21 protein-coding genes are annotated in these 21343 nt (G+C 72.6%); 5 read left to right on the top strand and 16 right to left on the bottom strand.

Going from position 1 to position 21343, the window contains the following annotated elements; genetic code table 11:
• Positions 1–34 precede the first annotated feature (34 nt).
• Positions 35–1195: an AMP-binding protein gene (locus tag ACFYE1_RS08810; RefSeq protein WP_387741926.1), complete on the top strand. Its 1161-nt coding sequence runs from the start codon at positions 35–37 to the stop codon at positions 1193–1195.
• 123 nt (positions 1196–1318) lie between these two features.
• The gene (locus ACFYE1_RS08805; RefSeq protein WP_387741924.1) at positions 1319–2200 is read left to right on the top strand and encodes a 1,4-dihydroxy-2-naphthoate polyprenyltransferase; all 882 of its coding nucleotides are present in this window, start codon (positions 1319–1321) and stop codon (positions 2198–2200) included.
• Positions 2201–2229: 29 nt separating this feature from the next.
• On the opposite strand, the gene ACFYE1_RS08800 is transcribed toward ACFYE1_RS08805, so the two are convergent.
• Complete coding sequence (locus ACFYE1_RS08800; protein WP_387741923.1) at positions 2230–2517, bottom strand: DUF4229 domain-containing protein; 288 nt, start codon at positions 2515–2517, stop codon at positions 2230–2232.
• 81 nt (positions 2518–2598) lie between these two features.
• On the opposite strand from ACFYE1_RS08800, the gene ACFYE1_RS08795 reads away from it, so the two are divergent.
• Complete coding sequence (locus tag ACFYE1_RS08795) at positions 2599–3072, top strand: PLDc N-terminal domain-containing protein (protein ID WP_387741921.1); 474 nt, start codon at positions 2599–2601, stop codon at positions 3070–3072.
• 128 nt (positions 3073–3200) lie between these two features.
• Here ACFYE1_RS08795 and ccsB read toward each other — a convergent pair whose 3' ends face one another.
• The 11 genes from ccsB to ACFYE1_RS08740 form a co-directional block, all read right to left on the bottom strand.
• Positions 3201–4277 carry a c-type cytochrome biogenesis protein CcsB gene (gene ccsB / locus ACFYE1_RS08790; protein WP_387741920.1) on the bottom strand — a complete coding sequence of 359 codons (1077 nt, stop codon included), beginning with the start codon at positions 4275–4277 and terminating at the stop codon, positions 3201–3203.
• A 13-nt stretch (positions 4278–4290) separates the two neighbouring features.
• A complete protein-coding gene (gene resB / locus ACFYE1_RS08785; protein WP_387741919.1) occupies positions 4291–6117 on the bottom strand; it encodes a cytochrome c biogenesis protein ResB in 1827 nt (608 codons plus the stop codon).
• A gap of 44 nt (positions 6118–6161) precedes the next feature.
• Positions 6162–6923 (bottom strand): cytochrome c biogenesis CcdA family protein, encoded by a 762-nt coding sequence (locus ACFYE1_RS08780; RefSeq protein ID WP_387741917.1) that lies wholly within the window; start codon positions 6921–6923, stop codon positions 6162–6164.
• Positions 6920–7540: a TlpA family protein disulfide reductase gene (locus ACFYE1_RS08775; protein ID WP_387741916.1), complete on the bottom strand. Its 621-nt coding sequence runs from the start codon at positions 7538–7540 to the stop codon at positions 6920–6922. Before ACFYE1_RS08775 ends, ACFYE1_RS08780 begins: the two co-directional genes overlap by 4 nt.
• 54 nt (positions 7541–7594) lie before the next feature.
• The gene (locus tag ACFYE1_RS08770; RefSeq protein ID WP_387741914.1) at positions 7595–8266 is read right to left on the bottom strand and encodes a histidine phosphatase family protein; all 672 of its coding nucleotides are present in this window, start codon (positions 8264–8266) and stop codon (positions 7595–7597) included.
• A gap of 51 nt (positions 8267–8317) precedes the next feature.
• A complete protein-coding gene (locus ACFYE1_RS08765) occupies positions 8318–8581 on the bottom strand; it encodes a glutaredoxin family protein (RefSeq protein ID WP_387741913.1) in 264 nt (87 codons plus the stop codon).
• Positions 8582–8686: 105 nt separating this feature from the next.
• Positions 8687–8785, bottom strand: a complete 99-nt coding sequence (locus ACFYE1_RS08760; protein ID WP_005504750.1) for a 30S ribosomal protein bS22 — start codon at positions 8783–8785, stop codon at positions 8687–8689.
• A 164-nt stretch (positions 8786–8949) separates the two neighbouring features.
• Complete coding sequence (locus tag ACFYE1_RS08755) at positions 8950–9783, bottom strand: FadR/GntR family transcriptional regulator (protein ID WP_387741911.1); 834 nt, start codon at positions 9781–9783, stop codon at positions 8950–8952.
• 115 nt (positions 9784–9898) lie between these two features.
• Positions 9899–11239, bottom strand: a complete 1341-nt coding sequence (gene gdhA, locus ACFYE1_RS08750; RefSeq protein ID WP_387741909.1) for an NADP-specific glutamate dehydrogenase — start codon at positions 11237–11239, stop codon at positions 9899–9901.
• Between the two features lie 35 nt (positions 11240–11274).
• Positions 11275–11844 (bottom strand): ArsR/SmtB family transcription factor, encoded by a 570-nt coding sequence (locus tag ACFYE1_RS08745; RefSeq protein WP_387741907.1) that lies wholly within the window; start codon positions 11842–11844, stop codon positions 11275–11277.
• 125 nt (positions 11845–11969) lie between these two features.
• A complete protein-coding gene (locus tag ACFYE1_RS08740) occupies positions 11970–13190 on the bottom strand; it encodes an acetoin utilization protein AcuC (RefSeq protein ID WP_387741905.1) in 1221 nt (406 codons plus the stop codon).
• A gap of 170 nt (positions 13191–13360) precedes the next feature.
• Between ACFYE1_RS08740 and ACFYE1_RS08735 the strand changes: the two genes are divergently transcribed.
• Positions 13361–14764: a TrkH family potassium uptake protein gene (locus tag ACFYE1_RS08735; RefSeq protein ID WP_387741983.1), complete on the top strand. Its 1404-nt coding sequence runs from the start codon at positions 13361–13363 to the stop codon at positions 14762–14764.
• A complete protein-coding gene (locus ACFYE1_RS08730) occupies positions 14757–15425 on the top strand; it encodes a potassium channel family protein (RefSeq protein ID WP_017832491.1) in 669 nt (222 codons plus the stop codon). The genes ACFYE1_RS08735 and ACFYE1_RS08730 overlap by 8 nt, the downstream gene beginning before the upstream one ends.
• Before the next feature lie 24 nt (positions 15426–15449).
• Here the strand turns inward: ACFYE1_RS08730 and proC are convergent, their stop codons facing one another.
• The 4 genes from proC to topA all read right to left on the bottom strand — a co-directional run bounded on the left by proC (position 15450) and on the right by topA (position 21207).
• The gene (gene proC, locus ACFYE1_RS08725) at positions 15450–16286 is read right to left on the bottom strand and encodes a pyrroline-5-carboxylate reductase (protein ID WP_387741903.1); all 837 of its coding nucleotides are present in this window, start codon (positions 16284–16286) and stop codon (positions 15450–15452) included.
• A gap of 183 nt (positions 16287–16469) precedes the next feature.
• On the bottom strand, positions 16470–17345 hold the full coding sequence (locus ACFYE1_RS08720; RefSeq protein ID WP_387741900.1) for a sugar phosphate isomerase/epimerase family protein: 876 nt from the start codon (positions 17343–17345) through the stop codon (positions 16470–16472).
• Positions 17342–18319, bottom strand: coding sequence for a Ppx/GppA phosphatase family protein (locus ACFYE1_RS08715; RefSeq protein WP_387741898.1), 978 nt, complete (start codon positions 18317–18319; stop codon positions 17342–17344). Before ACFYE1_RS08715 ends, ACFYE1_RS08720 begins: the two co-directional genes overlap by 4 nt.
• A 50-nt stretch (positions 18320–18369) precedes the next feature.
• Positions 18370–21207, bottom strand: a complete 2838-nt coding sequence (gene topA / locus ACFYE1_RS08710) for a type I DNA topoisomerase (protein ID WP_387741896.1) — start codon at positions 21205–21207, stop codon at positions 18370–18372.
• Between the last annotated feature and the right edge of the window lie 136 nt (positions 21208–21343).

Here is a 21343-nt window from a genome sequence, read left to right as displayed (position 1 = left end):
CGACCCGTCCGGCGGCGCGAGGAGGAGGGCCGTGATGGCCGAGCTGATCGTCCCCGGCGACGCCGTGGTCCTCGACGGGCCCGTGCCCGGCGACCCCCTGCGGCTGATGTCCCCGCTGACCCGCGCGCTGGGCCGGGAGGGCCCCGCCGTCGTGGTGCGCACGTCCGGGTCCACCGGCCGGGCCAAGCGCACGGTCCTCGCCCGGGACGCGCTCGCGGCGTCCTCGATGGCCACCGCGGTGCGCACCGGCGGGGTGGGCCAGTGGCTGCTCGCGCTGCCCGTCCACTACGTGGCGGGGGTGCAGGTGCTCGTCCGCTCCCTCTACGCCGGGACGGACCCGGTGGTCCTCGACCCGGCGGCCCGCTTCACCCCGGAGTCCTTCGCGGCGGCGGCCGAGGAGATGGACGACCCGGTGCGCTACACCTCGCTCGTGCCCACCCAGCTGCAGCGGATCCTGGAACCGGCGTCCGGGGTGCGCAACGGGGACGCGGTCTCCGCGCTGAAGAGCTTCTCCGCGATCCTGCTCGGCGGCTCGGCGGCCCCCCCGCGACTGCTGGCGGCCGCCCGGGCCGCCGATGTCAGGGTGGTCTCCACCTACGGGATGACCGAGACGTGCGGGGGCTGCGTCTACGACGGCGTGCCCCTGGACGGCGTCTCCGTGCACGTGGCGGGGGCCGACGACGACGCCCCGCGACCCGGGGTCCCCGGCCCGGCGGGGCCGGGCCGGATCTGGCTCGGCGGGGACGTCGTCGCCGCCGGCTACGCCGGGGACCCGGAGCAGACCGCACGGCACTTCCGGGAGACCGCCGGGACGCGCTGGTACCGCACGGACGACCTCGGCGGGCTCTCCGCCGACGGCGTGCTCACGGTGCACGGGCGGATCGACGACGTCGTGAACACAGGCGGGGTCAAGGTCGCCGCGGGGCTCGTGACCGCCGCGCTGACGGAGCACCCCGCGGTGCGGCAGGCCGTGGTGCTCGGCGTGCCCGACGCCGAGTGGGGGCAGGCGGTGGGGGCCGCGGTCGTCGCGGCCCCCGGCACGGACCGCCGGCGGCTGCGCACCGAGCTCGAGGAGTCGGTGCGCGCCCGGCACGGCACCGCCGCGGTGCCCCGGCGCTGGGCCTGGCCGGACGAGCTGCCCCTGCTGCCCACCGGGAAACCGGACCGTGCCGCCGTGGGCCGTCTGCTCGGCTGAGCCCCCCGCCCGAGCCGGGGCCGGGGCAGCGCCGTGACACAATGGTGCGCGGCCGCGGACCCCCACGCGGCCCGCATCCCGCACCCCGCACCCCGCGCGGGTCGTTCTCGACGGAGGTAGCCCGTGGCCACGCCAGCACAGTGGATCGAGGGAGCCCGGCTCCGGACGCTGCCGATGGCCCTCGCCCCCGTGGTGGCCGGCTCCGCCGCGGCCCAGGCCCTGCACTCCTTCGACCTCGTCCGGGCGCTGCTCGCCCTGCTGGTGGCCCTCTTCCTGCAGATCGGCGTGAACTACGCCAACGACTACTCCGACGGCATCCGGGGCACCGACGACGACCGCGTGGGCCCGCTGCGCCTGACGGGCTCCGGGGCCGCCGCGCCGGCACGGGTGAAGGCAGCGGCGCTGCTGTGCTTCGGTCTCGCCGCGCTCGCCGGCGCGGTGCTGGTGGTGCTGAGCCGCCAGTGGTGGTTCATCCCCGTCGGCCTCTCGGCCGTGCTCGCCGCGTGGAGCTACACCGGCGGGCGGAGCCCGTACGGGTACCGCGGGCTCGGCGACGTGTTCGTGTTCGTCTACTTCGGGCTCGTGGCCGTGCTCGGCACCACGCTCACCCAGGCCGGCACCCTCAACCTCGAGGCGTTCGTCGCGGCCCTGTCCACCGGTCTCATCGCCACCGCCCTGCTCATGGCCAACAACATCCGGGACCTGCCCGGGGACCGGGAGGTCGGCAAGCGCACCCTGGCCGTGCGGCTGGGCGACCCGCTGGCCCGGGTGGTGTTCACCGCCGAGATCGCCGTGGCGTTCGCGCTGGTGCTGTTCCTGGTGCCCTACAACCCGTGGATGCTGCTCGTGCTGCTGCTCCTGCCCCTGGCGTGGGCACCCGTGGCCACGGTGCTGCGGGTGCGGGACCGGCGCCAGCTCATCCCCGTGCTCCGGCAGTGCGGGGTGCTCAACGTGGGCTGGGCCGTGCTCTTCCTGCTGGCGGTGCTGCTGCGGCAGTGGGGGTGAGCCCCCGCCGGGGAGTCAGCCGCCGGTGCTCAGAGCTCGCGACCGTCCTCGCGCAGCCTCCGGTCCACGTAGGCGTCCTCGACCTCCTGGTCCTCGAGCGCCCCCCGGTTGCGGGGCTTCGGCGCCCGCGCGAACCACCGGTGGACCTCCTCGCCCGCGGCGGTGTGCAGGCGCGGGAAGAACAGGTAGGAGACCGCGAAGGAGATCGCCACCGCGGCGATCCCCGACAGGACCAGCCCCACGCCCAGCCACATGCAGAGCAGGAAGGCCAGCACGAGCAGCGCGAACCGGAGCAGGGAGTACTTCAGGAAGTTCACGGCTCCAGTCTAGCGGGGCCGGCGGGCAGAACTCCCGGGGCGCTGAGCTGGCGTCCAGGCAACTCCCCTACGATTGTCGGCATGGGCAGAGCCATCCTCATCATCGGCGCGGCCGCTTTGGCGGTGGGCGTCATCGTGTACTCCCTCATCGAGTGCACTCGGACCGACAGCGCCGACATGCGCGGTCTCCGCAAGGGGGGCTGGATCGCGGTGATCCTCCTCCTGCCGCTCGTCGGCGCCCTCCTGTGGCTGTTCCTCGGGCGCCCCAAGGGCACCGCCGAGTCGTCACGCTCCGTGCGCGGCAAGGGGCCCGACGACGACCCCCAGTTCCTGCGCAACCTCGAGGAGCGCCGCCGGCAGCAGGAGAAGGCCGAGAAGCTCCGGCAGTGGGAGGAGGAGCTGCGGCGCAACGGCGGACCGGGAGCGGCCGGCGGAACCGGGCGGAAGGACGGTCCGGGCGACCGCCCCGACGACGGGCCCTCCGGCGGCTCGTCCGCCGGCCGCACGGACGGACCGAACGACGGCACCCCCGGCAACCGGCCCCCGCACGACTGACCCGCACCATCGATCCGCACCACCGGCCCCGCACGACCGATCCGCACCACCGACGACCCGACCACGGCGAACGGCCCGCACCGAGAGGTGCGGGCCGTACGTCGTCGTCCGGTACGGGCGGCCGGGGGTCAGACCCCGGAGTAGGAGTGCAGGCCGGGGAAGACCGTGTTGACCACGGTGAAGTTGAAGATCACGCAGAGGTACCCGACGATCGACAGCCAGGCCGACCGGTTGCCGGTCCAGCCGCGGGTGGCGCGGGCGTGCATGTAGGCGGCGTAGACCACCCAGATCACGAAGGTCCAGACCTCCTTGGTGTCCCAGCCCCAGTAGCGCCCCCAGGCCTGCTCCGCCCAGATGGCGCCGGCGGCGAGGGTGAAGGTCCAGAAGGCGAACCCCACCGCGTTGAGCCGGAAGGACAGGTTCTCGAGCGCCTGGGAGGACGGGACCATCGCCAGGAAGCCCGTGCCGGGCCGGTCGCCGGAGAGGATCGCCCGCTCCCGCCGGGCCTGCAGCAGCTGCAGGACGGCCATGGCGAACGTGATGGTGAAGACCCCGGAGGCCGCCACGGCGATGGACACGTGGATCACCAGCCACCAAGACTGCAGGGCGGGCTGCAGCGGCCCCACCGGGGTGGGGAAGCCGATGGTGGCCGCGCAGAGCATGATCACCACGAGCCCGGACACCATGGAGCCCACGAAGCGCAGGTCCCGGGCCAGCAGGGCCAGGAGGAACACGCCCGCGACGACCAGGGCGCCCGTGGTGCAGAACTCGTACATGTTGCCCCACGGCACCCGTCCGGCCGCGAAGGCCCGGGTCAGCACGGCGGCGGTGTGCACGGCGAAGCCCAGGACCATGACGGCCACGGCCACGCGGGCGGCGGGACGGCGCTCGCCGGTGTAGCGCATCTCCTCGTCCGCCACGTGCCCGGCCAGGGCGGAGCGCGCGCTCGTGCGGTAGCCGCGCCCGCGGTGGCCCGTGCCGTGGCCGGCCCGGGAGTCGGCGGGCTCGGCGGCGTCCCCCGAGGTCGCCGCGGTGCCCGCGGCGGCGCCCACGAGCTCGCGCTCCCCGGTGCCCGCGGTCCCGCGCAGGGTCCTGGAATGGGACGCCACGTCCCACGCGAAGGCCACGAAGGCGACCAGGTAGGTCATGGCCGCCAGGAGCATGAACAGCTCGCTCCAGGCGCCCAGTGTCTCGTTGACGGTCATGCCGCCCATCCTCTCACTCGTTGTCCGGCCGGGCGTCCGGCCGGGCGTCCCGGTCGGTCTCCGACCGGCTGCCGACGCGCACGGTGCTCCCGGCCGCCGCGGTCACGGTCGTGGTCGCCGCCGTCGTCGTGGTCGCCGTCGCTGTAGTCGTCGTCGTGGTGTCCGTGTCCCGCACGCCGGCGTCCTGCCACTGCTCGGTCCAGAGGCGGTCCAGCCGCTCGGCCTCCGCGGCGAGCCGGGGGTCCTCGCCGCGGGCCAGCAGTCCGTACTCCAGCACCGTGCACGGCCGGCCGGCCGCGTCGACGCCCTCCGCCGCGCGCACCCAGACGCGGCGCCGGGCGATGAACAAGGACATGAGCAGGCCCGCGAAGGCCGCGACGAAGGAGACGAACGCGCCGGTCTTGCCGGGGTCGTAGTGGATGTCCAGGCCCACGTAGCGCCTGACGTCCAGGAACTCCACGGTGCCCTTGCCGTCGGGCAGCTCGTGCACGGGGTTCGCGGCGTCCAGGGTGATGGCGCCGTTCTCGTTGGTCATAGCGTTGAGCTCGGTGAGCGGCTCGACGTCGAGCACGTACACGTTCTGCGGTTCACCGCTGTCCAGGCCGAGGTCCCCGTGGTACGCGGAGAGGATCAGCCGTGGATTGGCGAGGCCGGGGTCCACCGAGCGGGGCATCTCGCCCTCCCCGCCCACGGCGGTGGGCAGCAGCAGCCCCACGAAGCCGAGCTGGTCGGGACGGGCGTCCGGGACCTTGAGCACGAGCGAGGACGTGTAGACGCCGTCGGAGGGCACGGTCACGACCGGTCCCTCGAAGGCGACGTCCCCGTTGCCGTCGGTCACCCGGACCACCGGGGCGTAGCCGTTGCCCACCAGGTAGCTCTTCACGCCGTGCACGTTCAGCGGCTGGTTGACCTTCAGCACCTCCTGCCGCGGCTCGGCGCCGGGCTCGTCCTGCACCGTGACCTCCGCGGTGAAGTCCAGGGGCGCCCCGTAGCTGCGCGGGTCCGTGGTGTCCCGGTTGAACACGGCCTCGAAGCTGTCGAGCCGCACCGAGAAGGGGTCGAGCCAGTCGGGGTCGTAGTTGGTGCCGGGGGTGAAGGAGTCGTAGCCGATGAGGGTGTTGACGAAGGACTCGCCCTCCACGACCACCCGCTGGCCCTTGTAGCCGAAGAGGGAGCCGACGGCCACGGACACTAGCACGCCCAGCAGCGCCAGGTGGAAGACGATGTTGCCGACCTCCTTCCACATGCCGCGCTCGGCGGCCACCGACGGGGCGGCCGTGCCGGCGTCCCGCACCGCCACCCGGTAGCCGCGCTTCTTGAGCAGCCGGGCGGCGTCGGCGACGACGTCGTCCGGGGCCGGCGCCCCGGCGCCGTCGCGCCCGCCCAGGGCGAGGGAGCGGTGCTCGGGCAGCCGCTCCAGCCGGCGCGGGGTGCGCGGGGGCTCGGCCCGCCACGCCCGCCAGTGCTTGGCGGCGCGCGGCAGGACGCACCCCACGAGGGAGACGAACAGCAGGATGTAGACCGCGGAGAACCACGCCGACGAGAAGACGTCGAACAGCTGCACCCGGTCCAGCCACTCCCCCAGGACGGGGTTGGTGTCGATGTAGTCCTGGACCGCCGCCGGGTCCTGGATGCGCTGCGGGAAGATCGATCCCGGCACCGCGGCGACCGCCAGGAGCAGCAGCAGGAACAGGGCGGTGTTCATCTTGGTCAGCTGCGTCCAGGCCCACCGGGCCATGCCGATAGGCCCGAGGGCAGGGAGCTCGACGTCCGGGGTGCGCTGGCCGGGGACCGGGGACGAGGGGCCCGACGACGACGACGGGGGCGCTACGGTGCTCATGCCGGCCTTTCTGTTGTCGGTCGCGGACCGGGGCTCGGAGGCGCTCAGATCGGCATCACCCAGTCGGTGACGAGCTCGGCCTGCACCCAGGAGACGAACGCCGTCCACGCGCCCGTCATCATGAGCAGGCCGACGAGGACGAGCAGGCCGCCGCCGGCGCGCTGGATGCCGAGGCGGTGCTGCCGGAAGAAGCCCATGGCGCCCATGCCCCGGCGCAGGGCGAGGGCGAGCGCCAGGAACGGCACCCCTAGGCCCAGGCAGTAGGCGACCGTGAGGACGGCCGCCTTGCCGGTCGAGGCGCCGTCCACGTAGACGAGGGCCTGCACGGCCGCGAAGGTGGGGCCGATGCAGGGCGCCCAGCCGAGGCCGAACGTCACGCCGAGCAGCGGGGCGCCCCAGAGCCCGGGCGGTGGGCGGCGCCCGATCTTGCGGTCCCGCTGGAAGAAGGACACCCCGCCGAGGAACACGATGCCCATGAGCACCACCAGGCCGCCGAGGACCACGGTGATCCAGTTCTGCCCCAGGAACCACGCGTAGGCGCCCAGCTGGGCCAGCAGCACGGACATCACCAGGAACACGGCCGAGAAGCCGAGGACGAACAGCGTGATTCCCGCGAGCACGCGGCCGCGCCGCTGCTCCTGCAGGTCCGCGCCCGTCAGACCGGTGACGTAGCCGAGGTAGCCGGGCACGAGGGGCAGCACGCACGGGGACGCGAAGGAGACGAGACCGGCCAGCAGCGCCACGGGCAGCGCGACGAGGAGGGAGCCGTCGAGGACGATCTCGGCGAAGGGGTTGCCAGCCGTCATGCCGCTTCGGCCACCGTGTCCTCGAGAAGGGTCTCGAGCACGGAGCGGTCCGCGGTGCCGAGGATGCGGACGGCCACCCGCCCCTGGGCGTCGAGCACGAGCGTGGTCGGCACGGCCTGCGGCGGCACGTAGGCGCTCAGAGCCATGAGCACGCCCCCGTCCTTGTCCTCGACGGAGGGGTACGGGATCTCGAAGGTGCGCTCGAACGCCTCGGCGGTGGCCCGCTCGTCGCGCAGGTTCACGCCGTAGAAGGCCGTCTGCCCCTCGAACCGCTCGGCGAGCTCGCGGAGGTCGGGGGCCTCGACGCGGCACGGGGCGCACCCCGCGTACCAGAAGTTGAGCAGCGCGGGCCGTCCGCGCAGGTCCTCGGCGGAGAGGGACGTGCCGTCGAAGAGCGTGCCGGTGAACTGCACCGGCTCCCCGCGTTCGGCGGCCGGGTACTCGGAGACCGTGCCGTCCCCGGCGATGTAGCCCTTCCTGTCCCCCGAGTTCGCCTGCTGGGCGAGGGAGTCCTCCTCCGTGCACCCGGCAAGGGCGAGCCCGAGGACGCCGAGGCCCGCGAGCGTGAGCACGCGGCGGCGGGACGGACGGGAGGCGGGCGAGGGGCGGGAGGTCACGGACGGATCACCTGGTGCTCTGGACGGGACGGGGAGGGCGGCGACGCCCGGTCATTATGAACCGGGAAGCTGGTTGACCCCTGTGTAGAGGTCGGCGGCGGGCTCGCCGTAGACCACCCGGGGCGGGCGGCCGGAGTCGAGGTCGTCGAAGACGAGCGAGGTGATGGAGGCGAGGTTGCACTGCCGCCGACGCGGGTCGTGCGGCAGGGGGCGCCCCTCGGCGGAGCGCCGGGTGAGCCAGATCGGCAGCTGGTGGGACACCAGCACGGCCTCGGCCCCGTCCCCGCCGCGCTCCGCGGCGGTGCGCCCGGCGTCCCGCACGGCCTCCGCCATGCGCGCGACCTGGTGCCGGTAGGGCTCGCCCCAGGAGGGCCGCAGGGGGTTGCGTAAGTGCGGCCAGTGCCGGGGCTTCAGCAGCTCGGGGACGTCCACGTGCAGGCCTTCGAAGTGGTTGTGGGCCTCGACGATCCGCTCGTCCGGGTGCACCGGCAGGTGCAGCTCCCGGGCCACGGGCGCGGCGGTCTCCCGGGCCCGCTGCAGCGGGGAGGAGACGAGGTGGACGATGCGGGAGCCGGCGTTCACGCGGCGGGCGAACTCCGCGGCGGCGGCCTCCGCCATCCGCGCTCCCAGCTCGGTGAGGCCGTAGCTGGGCAGCCTCCCGTAGACGATGCGGTCTGGGTTGAGGACCTGGCCGTGACGCAGCAGATGGACCGTCGAGGAGGGCATGGCACCCATGGTCCCAGACCGGGCGCACCGGCCCCAAACGGGAAAGGTGGCTCAGCCGACCAGGCGCTCGCGCAGCAGCCGGGCGAGCCGGCGCTCGTCGATCCGCCAGAAGTCGCGCGGGACGCCGTCCACCAGCACCACGGGGATCTCCTCGGCGTGCCGGCGGGCCAGCTCGGGGTCGGCGTCGATGTCGACGTCCTGCCACTCCAGCCCCAGCGCCGAGGTGACCCGGTCCACGGACTCCCGGGCGGCCTCGCACAGGTGGCACCCGGGCCGGGTGAGAAGGGTCACGGCGGGGGGCGGCGGAGAGCTCATGGGGCCATGCTACGGGCTCGTCGCGCGGTGCGGACGGGCCCGGAAACGCACCGGGGCCGCCGTCCTCGATCGGACGGCGGCCCCGGTGGCGCGCTCAGCGCAGGGTCACTTCTTGTTGCGGCGCTGGTGACGGGTCTTGCGGAGCAGCTTGCGGTGCTTCTTCTTGGACATCCGCTTGCGGCGCTTCTTGATCACTGAACCCATAGGATCCCTCGCATCTTCATGTCTCGGTGGTGGTCCCCGGGTGCTCCGCGCGACAGGCGGGACCTAGGGGTGCCGGCCTGCGGACGGTGACGGCCGGGCAAACGTTCACTGACACCCTACCGTCTCGTGGGGAGATTGCTGCATTCGGTCCGGCCGCGGACGCCTCAGGCGCTGCGGGACACCGGCGCCGGCCCGTCCCCGGACTCGTTCCCGAACGCGTCCTCGGCCGTGTCCGGCAGCCCCGCCGCGGCACCGGGCGGGTTCAGCTCGGCAGGGGCGTCCGGCGCGGGGCCGGGGGTGCGCTGCTCCTGGTCGGGGTCCACGCCGGCCTCGCGGTACTGGTATTCGATGTGCTCTGCCACCAGCCGGGACGCGAGCCGGCGGTCACCGGCCGCCACGGCGGAGTAGATGGCGTGGTGCTCCGCGCGCAACCGCTCCGAGGTGGTGCTCCACAGCGGCACGTGGCCCACGAGGGCCATCGTGTACTCGTAGATCGAGTCCCGCAGGGAGGACATCAGGGCCGAGACTACGGAGTTGCCGGCGGTCTTGCACAGGGCGATGTGGAAGCTCACCTCGAGGTGGTGGAACTCCTTGAGGGACAGGTCGTCCCGGGCCATCTGCTCGAGCAGCGCCCGGAGCTCGGCCATCGCCGGGTGCTCCGGGTCCGAGCGCTCCAGGGCCCACGTCTCGAGCAGCACCCGGGTCTGCACGATGTCCCGCAGGGGGTAGTCCGAGGTGGCCATGTGCAGCTGCAGGGCGGGCCCCGCGGAGGCCGCGGGCTCCCGCACCAGCATCGGCAGGATCGACTTGCGCGGCCCGTCGAACAGCCGCACGATGCCCTGGGCCTCCAAGGTCTTGAGCGCCTCCCGCATGTTGTTGCGGGACACGCGGTGGATGGCCGCGAGGTCGCGGTCCGAGGGCAGTTGTTGACCCAGCACGAGGTGGCCGTCGAACAGCTCGTTCTCCAGCCACTGCAGGACCTGCCGATGCGTTGCCATAGTCTCCAGGGTAGGACCACCGCGGCCCTCCGTGGGACGATCGCGGCTCCGGACGTGTCGGAAGTGCGGACGGGGACCCCCTGCCGGGCCCGGTTCCACCGGGCCCGGCACGGGATCAGATGAGGCCCTGCGCCACCATGGCGCCGGCCACCTTCATGAACCCGGCGATGTTCGCGCCGGCCACGTAGTTGCCGGTCATGCCGTAGTCCTCGGCGGTCTCGGCGCAGGTGTCGTGGATCGACTTCATGATCTGGCCGAGCCGCTCCTCCGTGTACTCGAAGGTCCACGAGTCGCGGGAGGCGTTCTGCTGCATCTCGAGCGCGGACGTGGCCACGCCCCCGGCGTTGGCCGCCTTGCCCGGGCCGAAGAGCACGTCCGCCTCCTGGAACAGCCGGGTGGCCTCGCCCGTGGTGGGCATGTTGGCGCCCTCCGCCACGGCGAGCACGCCGTGGTCGAGGAGCTTCTTGGCGTGGGAGCCGTCCAGCTCGTTCTGGGTGGCGCACGGCAGGGCCACGGTGCCCGGCACGTCCCACACCGAGCCCTTGGCGATGAACCGGGCGCGCCCGCCGCGGCGCTCGGCGTACTCCGAGATCCGTCCGCGCTCGATCTCCTTGACCTCGCGGAGCAGCTCCAGCTCGATGCCGTCCGGGTCCACCACGTAGCCGCTGGAGTCGGAGGCGGTGACCACGGTGGCCCCGAGCTGCTGCGCCCGGTGGATCGCGAACGTCGCCACGTTGCCCGAGCCGGAGACCAGCACGGTCTGCCCGTCGAAGGACTGCCCGCGGGTCCGCAGCATCTCCTCCGCGAACATCACGGTGCCGAAGCCGGTGGCCTCGGTGCGCACCAGGGAGCCGCCCCAGCTGAGGCCCTTGCCGGTGAGCACGCTGGACTCGTAGCGGTTGGTGATCCGCTTGTACTGGCCGAACAGGTAGCCGATCTCGCGCCCGCCCACGCCGATGTCACCGGCGGGGACGTCGGTGTACTCGCCGATGTGGCGGTAGAGCTCGGTCATGAAGGACTGGCAGAAGCGCATGATCTCGCCGTCGGAGCGCCCGCTCGGGTCGAAGTCCGAGCCGCCCTTGCCGCCGCCGATGGGCATGCCCGTGAGGGCGTTCTTGAAGATCTGCTCGAAGCCCAGGAACTTGACGATGCCCAGGTACACGGAGGGGTGGAAGCGCAGTCCGCCCTTGTAGGGCCCGAGCGCGGAGTTGAACTCCACCCGGAAGCCGCGGTTGATGTGCACGCGGCCCTGGTCGTCGGTCCAGGGGACGCGGAAGATGATCTGCCGCTCCGGCTCGCAGACCCGCTCGAGCACGGCGGCGTCCAGCAGCTCGGGGTGGCGCGCGACCACGGGGCCCAGGGAGTCGAAGACCTCGTCCACGGCCTGGTGGAACTCCACCTCTCCGGGGTTGCGGGCGAGTACGGCCTGGCGGATGGGGTACAGGTCCTCGTGCATGGTGCTCCTCGTTCCGATCGGTTGGGCCCGGCCGGTCACCGCCGCGGATTCCTGGTGCGGCGGCGCAGGCCGGAGAGGCTGGACAGGATGTCCACCGCACGAGCCCCCGTGCCCCTGCTCGGGCGTGCGGTGGTGCCGCCGACGGGCAGCTCCGGGCCGGGGTCGACGGCCGGCTCCGGCACGAGCGCCGCCGCGGCGTCCGACCCGGGCACCACCTCCGCGTCCCGCCCGGTCGCCCCGGCCTCGTCGGTCCCGGTGATCACGGCAGTGTCGGTTCCGGCGCTGTCGGTCGCGGTGGCGTCCTCCGGGGCGCGCACCGGGACGGACGCCTCGTGGGCAGCCCCGCCCACGACCTCGTGGACCCATGCGGTGACCTCGGCTAGCGGCTCCGGTTGCACGGCGTAGAGGCGTCGTTGCCCCTGTGCCTCCATGGACACCATACCGGCCTCGCGCAGGATCTTCAGGTGCTTCGAGACGGTCGGCTGGGACACTCCCAGCTCGGCCACGAGGTCCCCCACGGGTCGCTCGCCGTCCTTGAGCGCGGCAAGGATCCCCCGCCGGGTCTTGTCGGCGATCACCGCGAACACGTCGTTGTTGTTGCCCATCCGATCACTGTAAACGGGATGCCGTGCGGCTCCCGGCACCGGCACGTCCGCGCCGCCGCCGTGACCGCCGCCGTCGCCCGGGTCACGGCCGCCGGCACGATCGTCGGACCCCGCGGGTGACGGACTCAGTCGAACCACGGGTCCAGCCCCCACTGGGGGAAGACCTCCTTGCGGGTGGCCATGATGGTGCGGTCCGTCTCGTCGTTCGGGTCGAAGCCCACCTCCCAGGAGCGCCACCACAGGTCCACGTCGTCGCCCATGACGCGCGGCGCGTCGACGCCGTAGCGCTCGCGCACGTAGTCGCGCCACGGCTGCGGCACCGCGGCGCCCACGTCGATCGGGTGGCCCGCGGCGACGCCGACCAGGTGCGTCCAGGAGCGCGGCACCACGTCGTAGCAGTTGTACCCGCCCCCGCCGGTGGCGATCCACCGGCCCTCGCACAGCTCGTGGGCCAGTGCGGCCACGGCCACGGCGGTCTGCCGCTGCGCGTCCACGCTGACGCGCAGGTGCGTGAGCTCGTCGGCGAAGTGCGAGTCGCAACCGTGCTGGCTCACGATCACCCCGGGCCGGAACTGGCGCAGCAGGGGCGGGACCACGGCGTCGAACGCGCGCAGCCACATGGAGTCGTCGGACGCCGTGGGCATCGCCACGTTCACGGCGTGCCCCTCGGCCTCCCCGCGGCCGGTCTCGTTGGCGAAGCCCGTACCCGGGAACAGGGTCAGGCCCGTCTCGTGCAGCGAGATGGTGAGGACGCGGGGGTCGTCGTAGAAGATCGACTCGGTGCCGTCGCCGTGGTGGCCGTCGACGTCCACGTAGGCCACCCGCTGGACCCCCTGGTCGAGCAGGTGCTGGACCGCCACGGCGCAGTCGTTGTAGATGCAGAAGCCGCTGGCCTTCTCCGCGTGGGCGTGGTGCATCCCTCCCCCGAAGTTCACGGCGTGCACCGCGTCCCCGGCGAGAAGGGCCACGGCGCCCTGGTAGGTTCCGCCCACGAGCCGGGCGCTCGCCTCGTGCACGCCCGGATAGGCAGGGGTGTCCTCCGTGCCCAGCCCGCACTCGGGGACTTCCACGGAGGGGTCGGCGCTGACGGCTCGGACCGAGTCCACGTAGTGCTGCGGGTGGACGAGGTGGAGCACATCGTCCGGCGCCACCTCGGGCACCTCCACCGTGACGTTGTCCCGGCGGTCGAGACCGAACTCCTGGATCAGGCGGTAGGTGGCCTCGAGCCGGGACGGGTGCATGGGGTGGTGGTCCCCGAAGTTGTACTCGAGCAGGGCGGGGTCCCAGAACAGTCGTGTGGGGTACGGGGCGCCGGGCCCGGATGTAGCAGGAGTCACACCGATCATTAGACCACCCGGGGCGCCGGACGGTGTCCCGGGGCCCGCCCGGCGCCGGCTATGTGTCGTCGCACCCGCGCACCCCCGGCAGTGCGATACTGTCAGCGGTCGCGGCGACCGCAGCCGCCGCCCCGCCTCGCCCGGCGGTCCGGACACCAGGAGGAGCGCCCGTGAGCAACCTGCAGCGCGGTGCCTGGGTCCGTCCCGAGGAGCGCGGCCGCTTCTGGCGGCTCACCTCCCTGCGCGACCTCGTGGACCGGATCGCGGCGTCCTCCCCGGCGCGCCTGGCGCTCATCGTCTTCGCCGTCGTCGTCGCCGCCTTCTCCTTCCTGCTGTGGCTGCCCGTCTCGGCCGCTCCCGGCGTCGACACCTCGCTGGAGGACGCGGTGTTCACGGCGACGTCCGCCGTCACCGTGACGGGCCTGACCACGGTGCCCACCGGCGCGAACTGGTCGTTCTTCGGGCAGTTCGTCATCATGGTCGCTATGCAGATCGGCGGGCTGGGCACCCTCACGATGACGTCGATCCTCGCTCTCGCCGTGGGCCGCAAGCTCGGCCTCAGGTCGCGGCTCCTCACGCAGGAGGCCCTCAACATCGGGCGGCTCGGTGAGGTCGGCTCGCTCCTGCAGATCATCGTGCTCACCTCCGTGAGCATCGAGGCGGTTCTGGCCGCGGTCCTCACCGTCGGTTTCCTGCTGGAGGGAGAGCCCGTCCTGCTCGCCCTGTGGCAGGGCGTCTTCTACGCGATCTCGGCGTTCAACAACGGCGGCTTCGTGCCCAACGAGGCCGGCCTCGGGCCCTACACGACGGCGTGGCTGATCGTCGTGCCCATCGCCCTCGGAGTCTTCATCGGCTCCCTCGGCTTCCCCGTGGTCCTGGTGGTGCGGCAGGTCGGCCTGCGGTTCACCCGGTGGAACCTCAACACGAAGCTCACCGTGGCGACCACGACCGTGCTGCTCGTCCTGGCGTGGATCATGTACACCGCGTTCGAGTGGTCCAATCCGGGGACGCTGCAGAACCTCTCCGTGGGCGAGAAGATCTTCAACGGCTTCTTCTCCTCGGTCAACATGCGCTCCGGGGGCTTCGCCCTCGTCGACACCAACAGCGAGCTGCCGCAGACGCTGCTGATGACGGACGCCATGATGTTCGCGGGCGGCGGTTCGGCGTCCACGGCCGGTGGCATCAAGGTCACCACGCTCGCCGTCGTGTTCCTCGCGGTGCTGGCCGAGGCCCGCGGCGACCGGTCCGTGATCTCGTTCTACCGGACCATCCCCGAGGAGGCCCTGCGCATCGCGATCTCGGTCATCATGATGGGGGCGACGATCGTGCTGGTGTCCTGCGGATTCCTGCTGGCCTTCTCCGACGCGCCCCTGGACCGGGTGCTCTTCGAGGTGATCTCGGCCTACGCGACGTGCGGGCTGAGCGTCGGCCTGTCCGCGGAGCTCCCCCCGGAGGGCAAGTACGTGCTCGCGGCGACCATGTTCGTGGGACGCATCGGCATCACCACCGTGGCCGCCGCCCTGGCGCTGCGCTCGCGCCGGCGCCTGTACAGGTACCCCGAGGAAAGGCCCATCATTGGCTGACCGTTCGTCCCACAGCGTCCCCGTCCTGGTGATCGGCCTCGGCCGCTTCGGCACCGCCACCGCGCTCCAGCTGGCCCGTCAGGGCCGGGAGGTCCTGGGCGTGGAGCGGGACGCCCAGCTGGTGCAGAAGCTCTCCGGGCAGCTCACGCACGTGGTCGAGGCCGAGGCCACCGACATCGACGCCCTGCGGCAGCTGGGCGCGGCCGAGTTCGACTCCGCCGTGGTCGGTGTGGGCACGTCCATCGAGTCGAGCGTGCTCATCACGGCGAACCTCGTGGACCTCGGCGTGAGCCGGATCTGGGCGAAGGCCATCACGCCCTCGCACGGCAAGATCCTCTCCCGCATCGGGGCGCACCACGTGATCTTTCCCGAGGCGGACGCGGGGCGGCGCACCGCGCACCTGGTCTCGGGCCGGCTGCTGGACTACATCGAGTTCGACGACGACTTCGCGATCGTCAAGATGTACCCGCCGCGGGAGGTGCAGGGCTTCACCCTGGGCGACTCCAACGTCCGCTCCAAGTACGGCGTGACCGTGGTCGGTGTGAAGTCACCGGGCGAGGACTTCACCTACGCCCGTCCCGACACCAAGGTCACTTCCCGTGACCTGCTGATCGTCTCGGGGCACGTGGACCTGCTCGAGCGCTTCGCGGCCCGCCCCTGACCCGGAGGCCTCCCGGGCCGCGAATCAGGACCCGCTGAACTCGCGCGTGAGCTCTGCCGAGCGGTCCGCGGAGGCCCGGGCCGCGGCAGCGACGAGGTCCTCGAAGCCGTTGTCCTGGAAGGTCGTGATGGCCCGGTCGGTGGTTCCCTTGGGGCTCGTGACGGCCTTGCGCAGGGCGGCGGGGTCGGCCTCCGCCGGGCGCAGCAGCTCCCCGGCGCCGGAGACGGTCTCCTTCGCGAGGACGCGTGCGACGTCCGCCGGCAGCCCCATCCGCTCCCCCGCTCGCTGCATGGCCTCGGCCAGCAGGAACACGTAGGCGGGCCCGGAGCCGGAGACGCCGGTCACGGCGTCCACCTGCTCCTCGGGGACCTCGACCACGGTGCCCACGGCCGCGAGCACCCGGCGCACGGACTCCGTCTGCTCGGGAGCGGTGGCGGTCCCCGGGGTGACCGAGACGACCCCGCGCCCCACGCTGGAGGGCGTGTTCGGCATCGTGCGCACCACCGGCTGCCCGGCGGGGAGGGCCAGCTCGAGGGCGCCCACGGAGATCCCCGCCGCCACCGACGCCACGACCGTGCCGGTGCGCAGTGCGGGGGCGATCTCGCGGGCGAGGTCGAGGATGCCGACGGGCTTCACGCCGAGCAGCACGACGTCCGCCTCGCGGGCCGCCCGCCGGTTGGCCTCGGCGTCCTCCCCGGTGACGTAGGGCCGCACGCCCGTCTCGTCCTCGAGCCGGCGGGCGCTCTCCGCGGAGCGGACGGTGGCCCGGACCTGATCGACGGGCACTCCGGAGGCCAGCACCCCCCGCAGGATGGATCCGTTCATGGAGCCGCAGCCCAGGAAGGCGAGCACAGGAGTCATGGTCGGTGAGGTCCTCTCGTCGTGGAAGGGGTTCGGTGGATATGGATCGGTGACATGCATCGGTGGAGATTCAGCGGTGGCAGCGGGGCGGCGGGTGTTCATCGTCCGGAGCGGATCGGGGCGGACGAGGAGGGGCGCGGGCCGGGAGGCGGGGGTGCCCTCGGCCGTCAGCCCTCGGGGCGGTCAGCTCTCGGTGCGGTCAGTGCTCTCCGTGCTGTCGGTGCCGCCGGCACTCTGGGCGCCGTCGGGCCGGCTCGTGTGCCGGTGGGCGAACTCGAGGGACTCCGAGAGCCACTGCGTGCGCTCATCGGCGTTCTTGGAGCGCCGGGTCGAGACCTCGACCCCGATGATGCCCTGCCACCGGGTGGAGGCGAGGAACTCGAGGGACTCGGCCACCGGCTGCACGCCGTGGCCGGGCAGGAGGTGCTCGTCCGCCGTGGTCTCCCCCGACCCGTCGGTCAGGTGGACGTGGCCCAGCCGGGAGCCCAGTTCCTGGATGGCGGCCAGGGAGTCCATCCGGGCGGTCGCGGCGTGCGAGAAGTCCCACGTCACCCAGTCGTAGTCCAGGCCCAGCGGACTGTAGTGCGGGGCGTAGACCACGGTGTCGCGGCCGCGGACCCGCCAGGGGTACATGTTCTCCACGGAGATCTTCACGCCCGTGGCCTGGGAGACCACCCGCACGCCGTCCACGAAGTTCGCGGCGTACCGGCGCTGCCAGCGGAAGGGCGGGTGGACCACGACGACCTCCGCTCCCACCTGCTCGGTGAGCGCGGCGGCCATCTGGATCTTGGTCCACGACTTGCCCCACACCTGCTGGGTCAGCAGCAGTGTGGGGGCGTGGATGGTCGAGATGGGGAGCTGGTGGCGCTGCACGAGGTCCTGCAGCTGGTGGGTGAGCTGGCTCATCCGCTCGTGCGTGACCAGCACCTCCACGCTGTCGTAGCCCAGCTCCACGGCCGCCTCGAAGGTCTCCGGGACCCCCAGTGGATAGAGGGAGCTGGTGGACAGCGCCACGTGGGGACGGTACGGCTCCGCGGCGGAGCCCTGCTGGTCGCTCACGGCGCACCCACCAGGTGCCGGGGGTCCACGGTGCGGACGTCGGAGTGGCTGCTCAGCTGGTCCAGGCGGCGCAGGATCAGTCCCTCGCGCAGCGCCCACGGACAGATCCGGATCGACTCGACGCCGTAGGCGTCCATGGCCGACTCGGCCACCACGGCTCCCGCGAGGACCTGACCGGCCCGGGCGGCGGAGACTCCCGGCAGCTCGGCGCGCTCCTCCGGGGTCATGGCCTCCATCCGGCGGGTCCACAGCCGCAGGTCCTCGAGGTGGAGGGTGCGGGGCACGTACGGGCCCATGGCGTACGGTGCCGCCCCGCAGATCCGGGCCAGGGAGCGGAAGGTCTTGGAGGTGCCGGCCACGCAGGTGGGCTCCCCCGCCGCGCTCACCCGGGCGACCGCGGGCTTGAGCTCGTTGCGCACGTGCTTGCGCAGGGCCTTCATCTCCTTGGGGGTCGGGACGTCCCCGGCGATGAAGGTGCGCGTGAGCCGCCCCGCGCCGAGGGGCACCGAGGTCGCCACGGTGGGCAGCGCGTTGTCCCCCAGGGCCATCTCGAAGGACCCGCCGCCGATGTCGAGGTCGAGGACGGTCCCCGCGCCCCAGCCGAACCAGCGGCGCACCGCGAAGAACGTGACGGCCGCCTCCTGGTCCCCGGACAGCTCCGTGAGGGTGACGCCGGAGCGGGACTGCACGTGGTCCAGCACCTCCGCCCCGTTGCCGGCCTCGCGGATCGCGGAGGTCGCGAACGCCAGGAAGTCCTCGGCCCGGTTGTCCACGGCGAAGTCCCGGGCCTCGACCACGAACGCGGTGAGGGCGTCCCTGCCGGCGTCGGAGATGTTGCCGTCCCCGTCGAGGTACTGCACCAGCCGCAGGGCGAGCTTGTGGGACGCGTACGGCTCGGGCCGGGAGCCCGGGTAGACGTCCAGCAGGAGGAGGTGGACGGTGTTCGACCCCACGTCGAGGACTCCGAGACGCATGCCGTGGTGCTCCTTCGAGTTCCGTGTCCGTCCCGCGTGTGCGGAGCGGCTCAGCCCTTGGACCCGGCGCGGGCGGGCTTGGCCGCCGCGGGCTTCTTGGCCGTGATCTTCTTCGTCGTGCTGCTCTTGGCCGTCGTCCCCTTGGCCGACGACCGCACCGTCTTCTTCGGGGCGGGGCCCTGGGCCCGCTTCTCCGCGAGCAGCTGGCTGGCGCGCGCCGGCGTGATCTGCTCCACGGTCTCGCCGCGCGGGACCGTCACGTTGGTCTCCCCGTCGGTGATGTACGGGCCGAAGCGCCCGTCCTTGATCACCATGGGCCGTTCCGTGATCTGGTCGGTGCCGAGGTCCGCGAGCGGCGGCTTGGCGCTGCCGCGGCCGCGCTGCTTGGGCTGGGCGTAGATCTTCAGGGCCTCGTCCAGCGTGACCGTGAACAGCTGCTCCTCGGACTGCAGGGAGCGGGAGTCGCTCCCCTTCTTGAGGTAGGGGCCGAACCGGCCGTTCTGCACCGTGATCTGGTTGCCCTCGGCGTCCGTGCCCAGCGTGCGCGGCAGCGAGAGGATCTTGAGCGCGTCCTCGAGGGTCACGTCCTGCAGGGTCATCGTGGAGAGCAGGGACCCCGTGCGGGGCTTCTCCTTGACCGGCTTCTTCGGGGGCTTGGGCTTGCCGTTCTTGTAGTACTCGACGGGCTGGGCCGCGAGCTCCTCGGCGGTCGGCTCGGGGATCACCTCGGTGACGTAGGGCCCGTAGCGGCCGTCCTTGGCCACGATGGCGCGCCCGGTCCCGGGGTCGCGGCCGAGCTCCCGGCCGTCCGACTTGCCCGTCTCGATGAGCTCGCGGGCCTTGTCGGGCGTGAGCTCGTCGGGGGCGAGGTCCTCCGGCACGTTCGCCCGGACGGGGTCGGTGATCTCCCCGGTCTCGGGGTCCACGGCGCCGACCACCTCCAGGTAGGGGCCGAACTTGCCGACCCGCAGGGTGATGTCCTCGGTCACGGGGATGGAGTTCACGGCGCGGGCGTCGATCTCGCCGAGGTCGTCGACGATGGGCTTGAGCCCGTTCTCGTGGTCCTGCGAGCCGAAGTAGAAGTCCTGCAGCCAGTCGGTGCTGTCCTCCTCGCCGCGGGCGATGCGGTCCAGGCCCTCCTCCATCTCGGCCGTGAAGTCGTAGTCCACGTAGTCGGAGAAGTGCTCCTCGAGCAGGCGCACCACGGAGAACGCCGTCCACGAGGGGATGAGCGCCGAGCCCCGGACCCGGACGTAGCCGCGGTCCATGATCGTGGAGATGGTCGCCGCGTAGGTCGAGGGCCGGCCGATGCCGAGCTCGTCGAGCACCTTGACCAGGGACGCCTCGGTGTAGCGCGGGGGCGGCGAGGTGCGGTGCCCGTCGGCCTCGACGTCGGTGGCGTCCAGGCGGTCGCCCTCCGCCATCCGCGGGAGCCGCTTGTCGCCGTCCTTGCCGTCCTTGCCGTCCTTGCCGTCGGCGGGGTCCTCGTCGCGGCCCTCCTCGTAGGCGGCCAGGAAGCCGCGGAACGTGATGACGGTGCCGGACGCGGAGAACTCGGCGTCCCGCCCGGCGGACGACGTCGCCCCGAGCCGCACGGTCGCCGTCGACCCCTTGGCGTCGGCCATCTGCGAGGCCACGGTTCGCTTCCAGATCAGCTCGTAGAGCCGGTACGCGTCCGCGGAGAGCTCGCCGCGGACCTGGTTCGGGGTGCGGAAGGAGTCCCCGGCCGGGCGCACGGCCTCGTGCGCCTCCTGCGCGTTCTTCGACTTGGAGCTGTAGACGCGCGGGGAGCCGGGCACGAAGTCGGCGCCGTAGAGCTCCGTGGCCTGCCGCCGGGCGGCCGAGACCGCCTGGTCGGACAGCGCCACGGAGTCGGTGCGCATGTAGGTGATGTAGCCGTTCTCGTACAGCTTCTGCGCCACCTGCATGGTGGTGCGGGAGGTGAAGCGCAGCTTGCGCGCCGCCTCCTGCTGCAGCGTCGACGTGGTGAACGGCGCGGCCGGGCGGCGGGTGTACGGCTTGGTCTCGAGCGAACGGACCGTGAACGCCGCGTCCTCGAGGCCGGCGGCCAGCTCACGGGCGGCCTGCTCGTCCAGGTGCGCGAGCTTGTCGGCGGCGCCCTTGAGCACGCCGTCGTCACCGAAGTCGCGACCCCCGGCCACCCGCTTGCCGTCCACGGAGGACAGACGGGCGCTGAAGGCGGTGCCGGCATCCTCGCCGTCGGTGCGGGCGAAGGTCCCGCTGAGGTCCCAGTAGTCGGCGGGCACGAACGCCATGCGCTGCCGCTCCCGCTCCACGACCAGGCGGGTGGCCACGGACTGCACGCGTCCGGCGGAGAGGCCCGAGGCGATCTTGCGCCACAGCACCGGGGAGATCTCGTAGCCGTAGAGCCGGTCCAGGATGCGACGGGTCTCCTGGGCGTCGACCAGGTCCTGGTCGAGCTCGCGCAGCTCGCCGAAGGCCCGCTCGATGGCCTCGCGGGTGATTTCCGAGAAGGTCAGCCGGTAGACGGGGATCTTGGGCTTGAGCACCTCGAGGAGGTGCCACGCGATGGCCTCCCCCTCGCGGTCGCCGTCGGTGGCGAGGTAGAGGGCGTCCGCGTCCTTGAGCTTGCGCCGGAGCTCGGTGACCTTCTTCTTCTTGTCCGGGTTCACCACGTAGTACGGCTCGAAGCCGTGCTCCACGTCCACCGCGAACTTGCCGTAGGGACCCTTCTTGAGCTCCGCCGGCAGCTCCGAGGGCTGCGGGAGGTCACGGATGTGCCCCATCGAGGACTCGACCTCGTAGGCGTCGCCGAGGTACCCGGCGATGGTCTTGACCTTGGAGGGGGACTCCACGATGAGCAGGCTCTTGCCCGTTCCCGGGCTCTGGGTGGCCTTCGTTGGCACGGTACTCCTTGCTGCGGTCCGCGGTGCCACGGCCGCGGCGCTGCTGGACGTCGGGGCGAATGGGCGGGCGTCGGCCCGCCGTTGCGCTCCACCATAACGCGTCACCGCCGTCAACCCCCGCGCGGCGGTGACCCGG

The sequence above is a fragment of the Kocuria nitroreducens genome, from assembly GCF_042879195.1.
GTDB lineage: Bacteria > Actinomycetota > Actinomycetes > Actinomycetales > Micrococcaceae > Kocuria > Kocuria nitroreducens.
The sequence above is the reverse complement of the archived record's forward strand: the minus strand, read 5'-3'. Positions and strand labels throughout refer to the sequence as shown.

Bases quoted from the DNA above. Each gene is read 5' to 3' on its own strand.
- ACFYE1_RS08810 (WP_387741926.1), top strand. From the start codon at position 35: ATGGCCGAGCTGATCGTCCCCGGCGACGCCGTGGTCCTCGACGGGCCC.
- ACFYE1_RS08795 (WP_387741921.1), top strand. From the start codon at position 2,599: ATGGGCAGAGCCATCCTCATCATCGGCGCGGCCGCTTTGGCGGTGGGC.
- ccsB (WP_387741920.1), bottom strand. From the start codon at position 4,277: ATGACCGTCAACGAGACACTGGGCGCCTGGAGCGAGCTGTTCATGCTC.
- resB (WP_387741919.1), bottom strand. From the start codon at position 6,117: ATGAGCACCGTAGCGCCCCCGTCGTCGTCGTCGGGCCCCTCGTCCCCG.
- ACFYE1_RS08780 (WP_387741917.1), bottom strand. From the start codon at position 6,923: ATGACGGCTGGCAACCCCTTCGCCGAGATCGTCCTCGACGGCTCCCTC.
- ACFYE1_RS08770 (WP_387741914.1), bottom strand. From the start codon at position 8,266: ATGCCCTCCTCGACGGTCCATCTGCTGCGTCACGGCCAGGTCCTCAAC.
- ACFYE1_RS08765 (WP_387741913.1), bottom strand. From the start codon at position 8,581: ATGAGCTCTCCGCCGCCCCCCGCCGTGACCCTTCTCACCCGGCCCGGG.
- ACFYE1_RS08760 (WP_005504750.1), bottom strand. From the start codon at position 8,785: ATGGGTTCAGTGATCAAGAAGCGCCGCAAGCGGATGTCCAAGAAGAAG.
- ACFYE1_RS08755 (WP_387741911.1), bottom strand. From the start codon at position 9,783: ATGGCAACGCATCGGCAGGTCCTGCAGTGGCTGGAGAACGAGCTGTTC.
- gdhA (WP_387741909.1), bottom strand. From the start codon at position 11,239: ATGCACGAGGACCTGTACCCCATCCGCCAGGCCGTACTCGCCCGCAAC.
- ACFYE1_RS08745 (WP_387741907.1), bottom strand. From the start codon at position 11,844: ATGGGCAACAACAACGACGTGTTCGCGGTGATCGCCGACAAGACCCGG.
- ACFYE1_RS08740 (WP_387741905.1), bottom strand. From the start codon at position 13,190: ATGATCGGTGTGACTCCTGCTACATCCGGGCCCGGCGCCCCGTACCCC.
- proC (WP_387741903.1), bottom strand. From the start codon at position 16,286: ATGACTCCTGTGCTCGCCTTCCTGGGCTGCGGCTCCATGAACGGATCC.
- ACFYE1_RS08715 (WP_387741898.1), bottom strand. From the start codon at position 18,319: ATGCGTCTCGGAGTCCTCGACGTGGGGTCGAACACCGTCCACCTCCTC.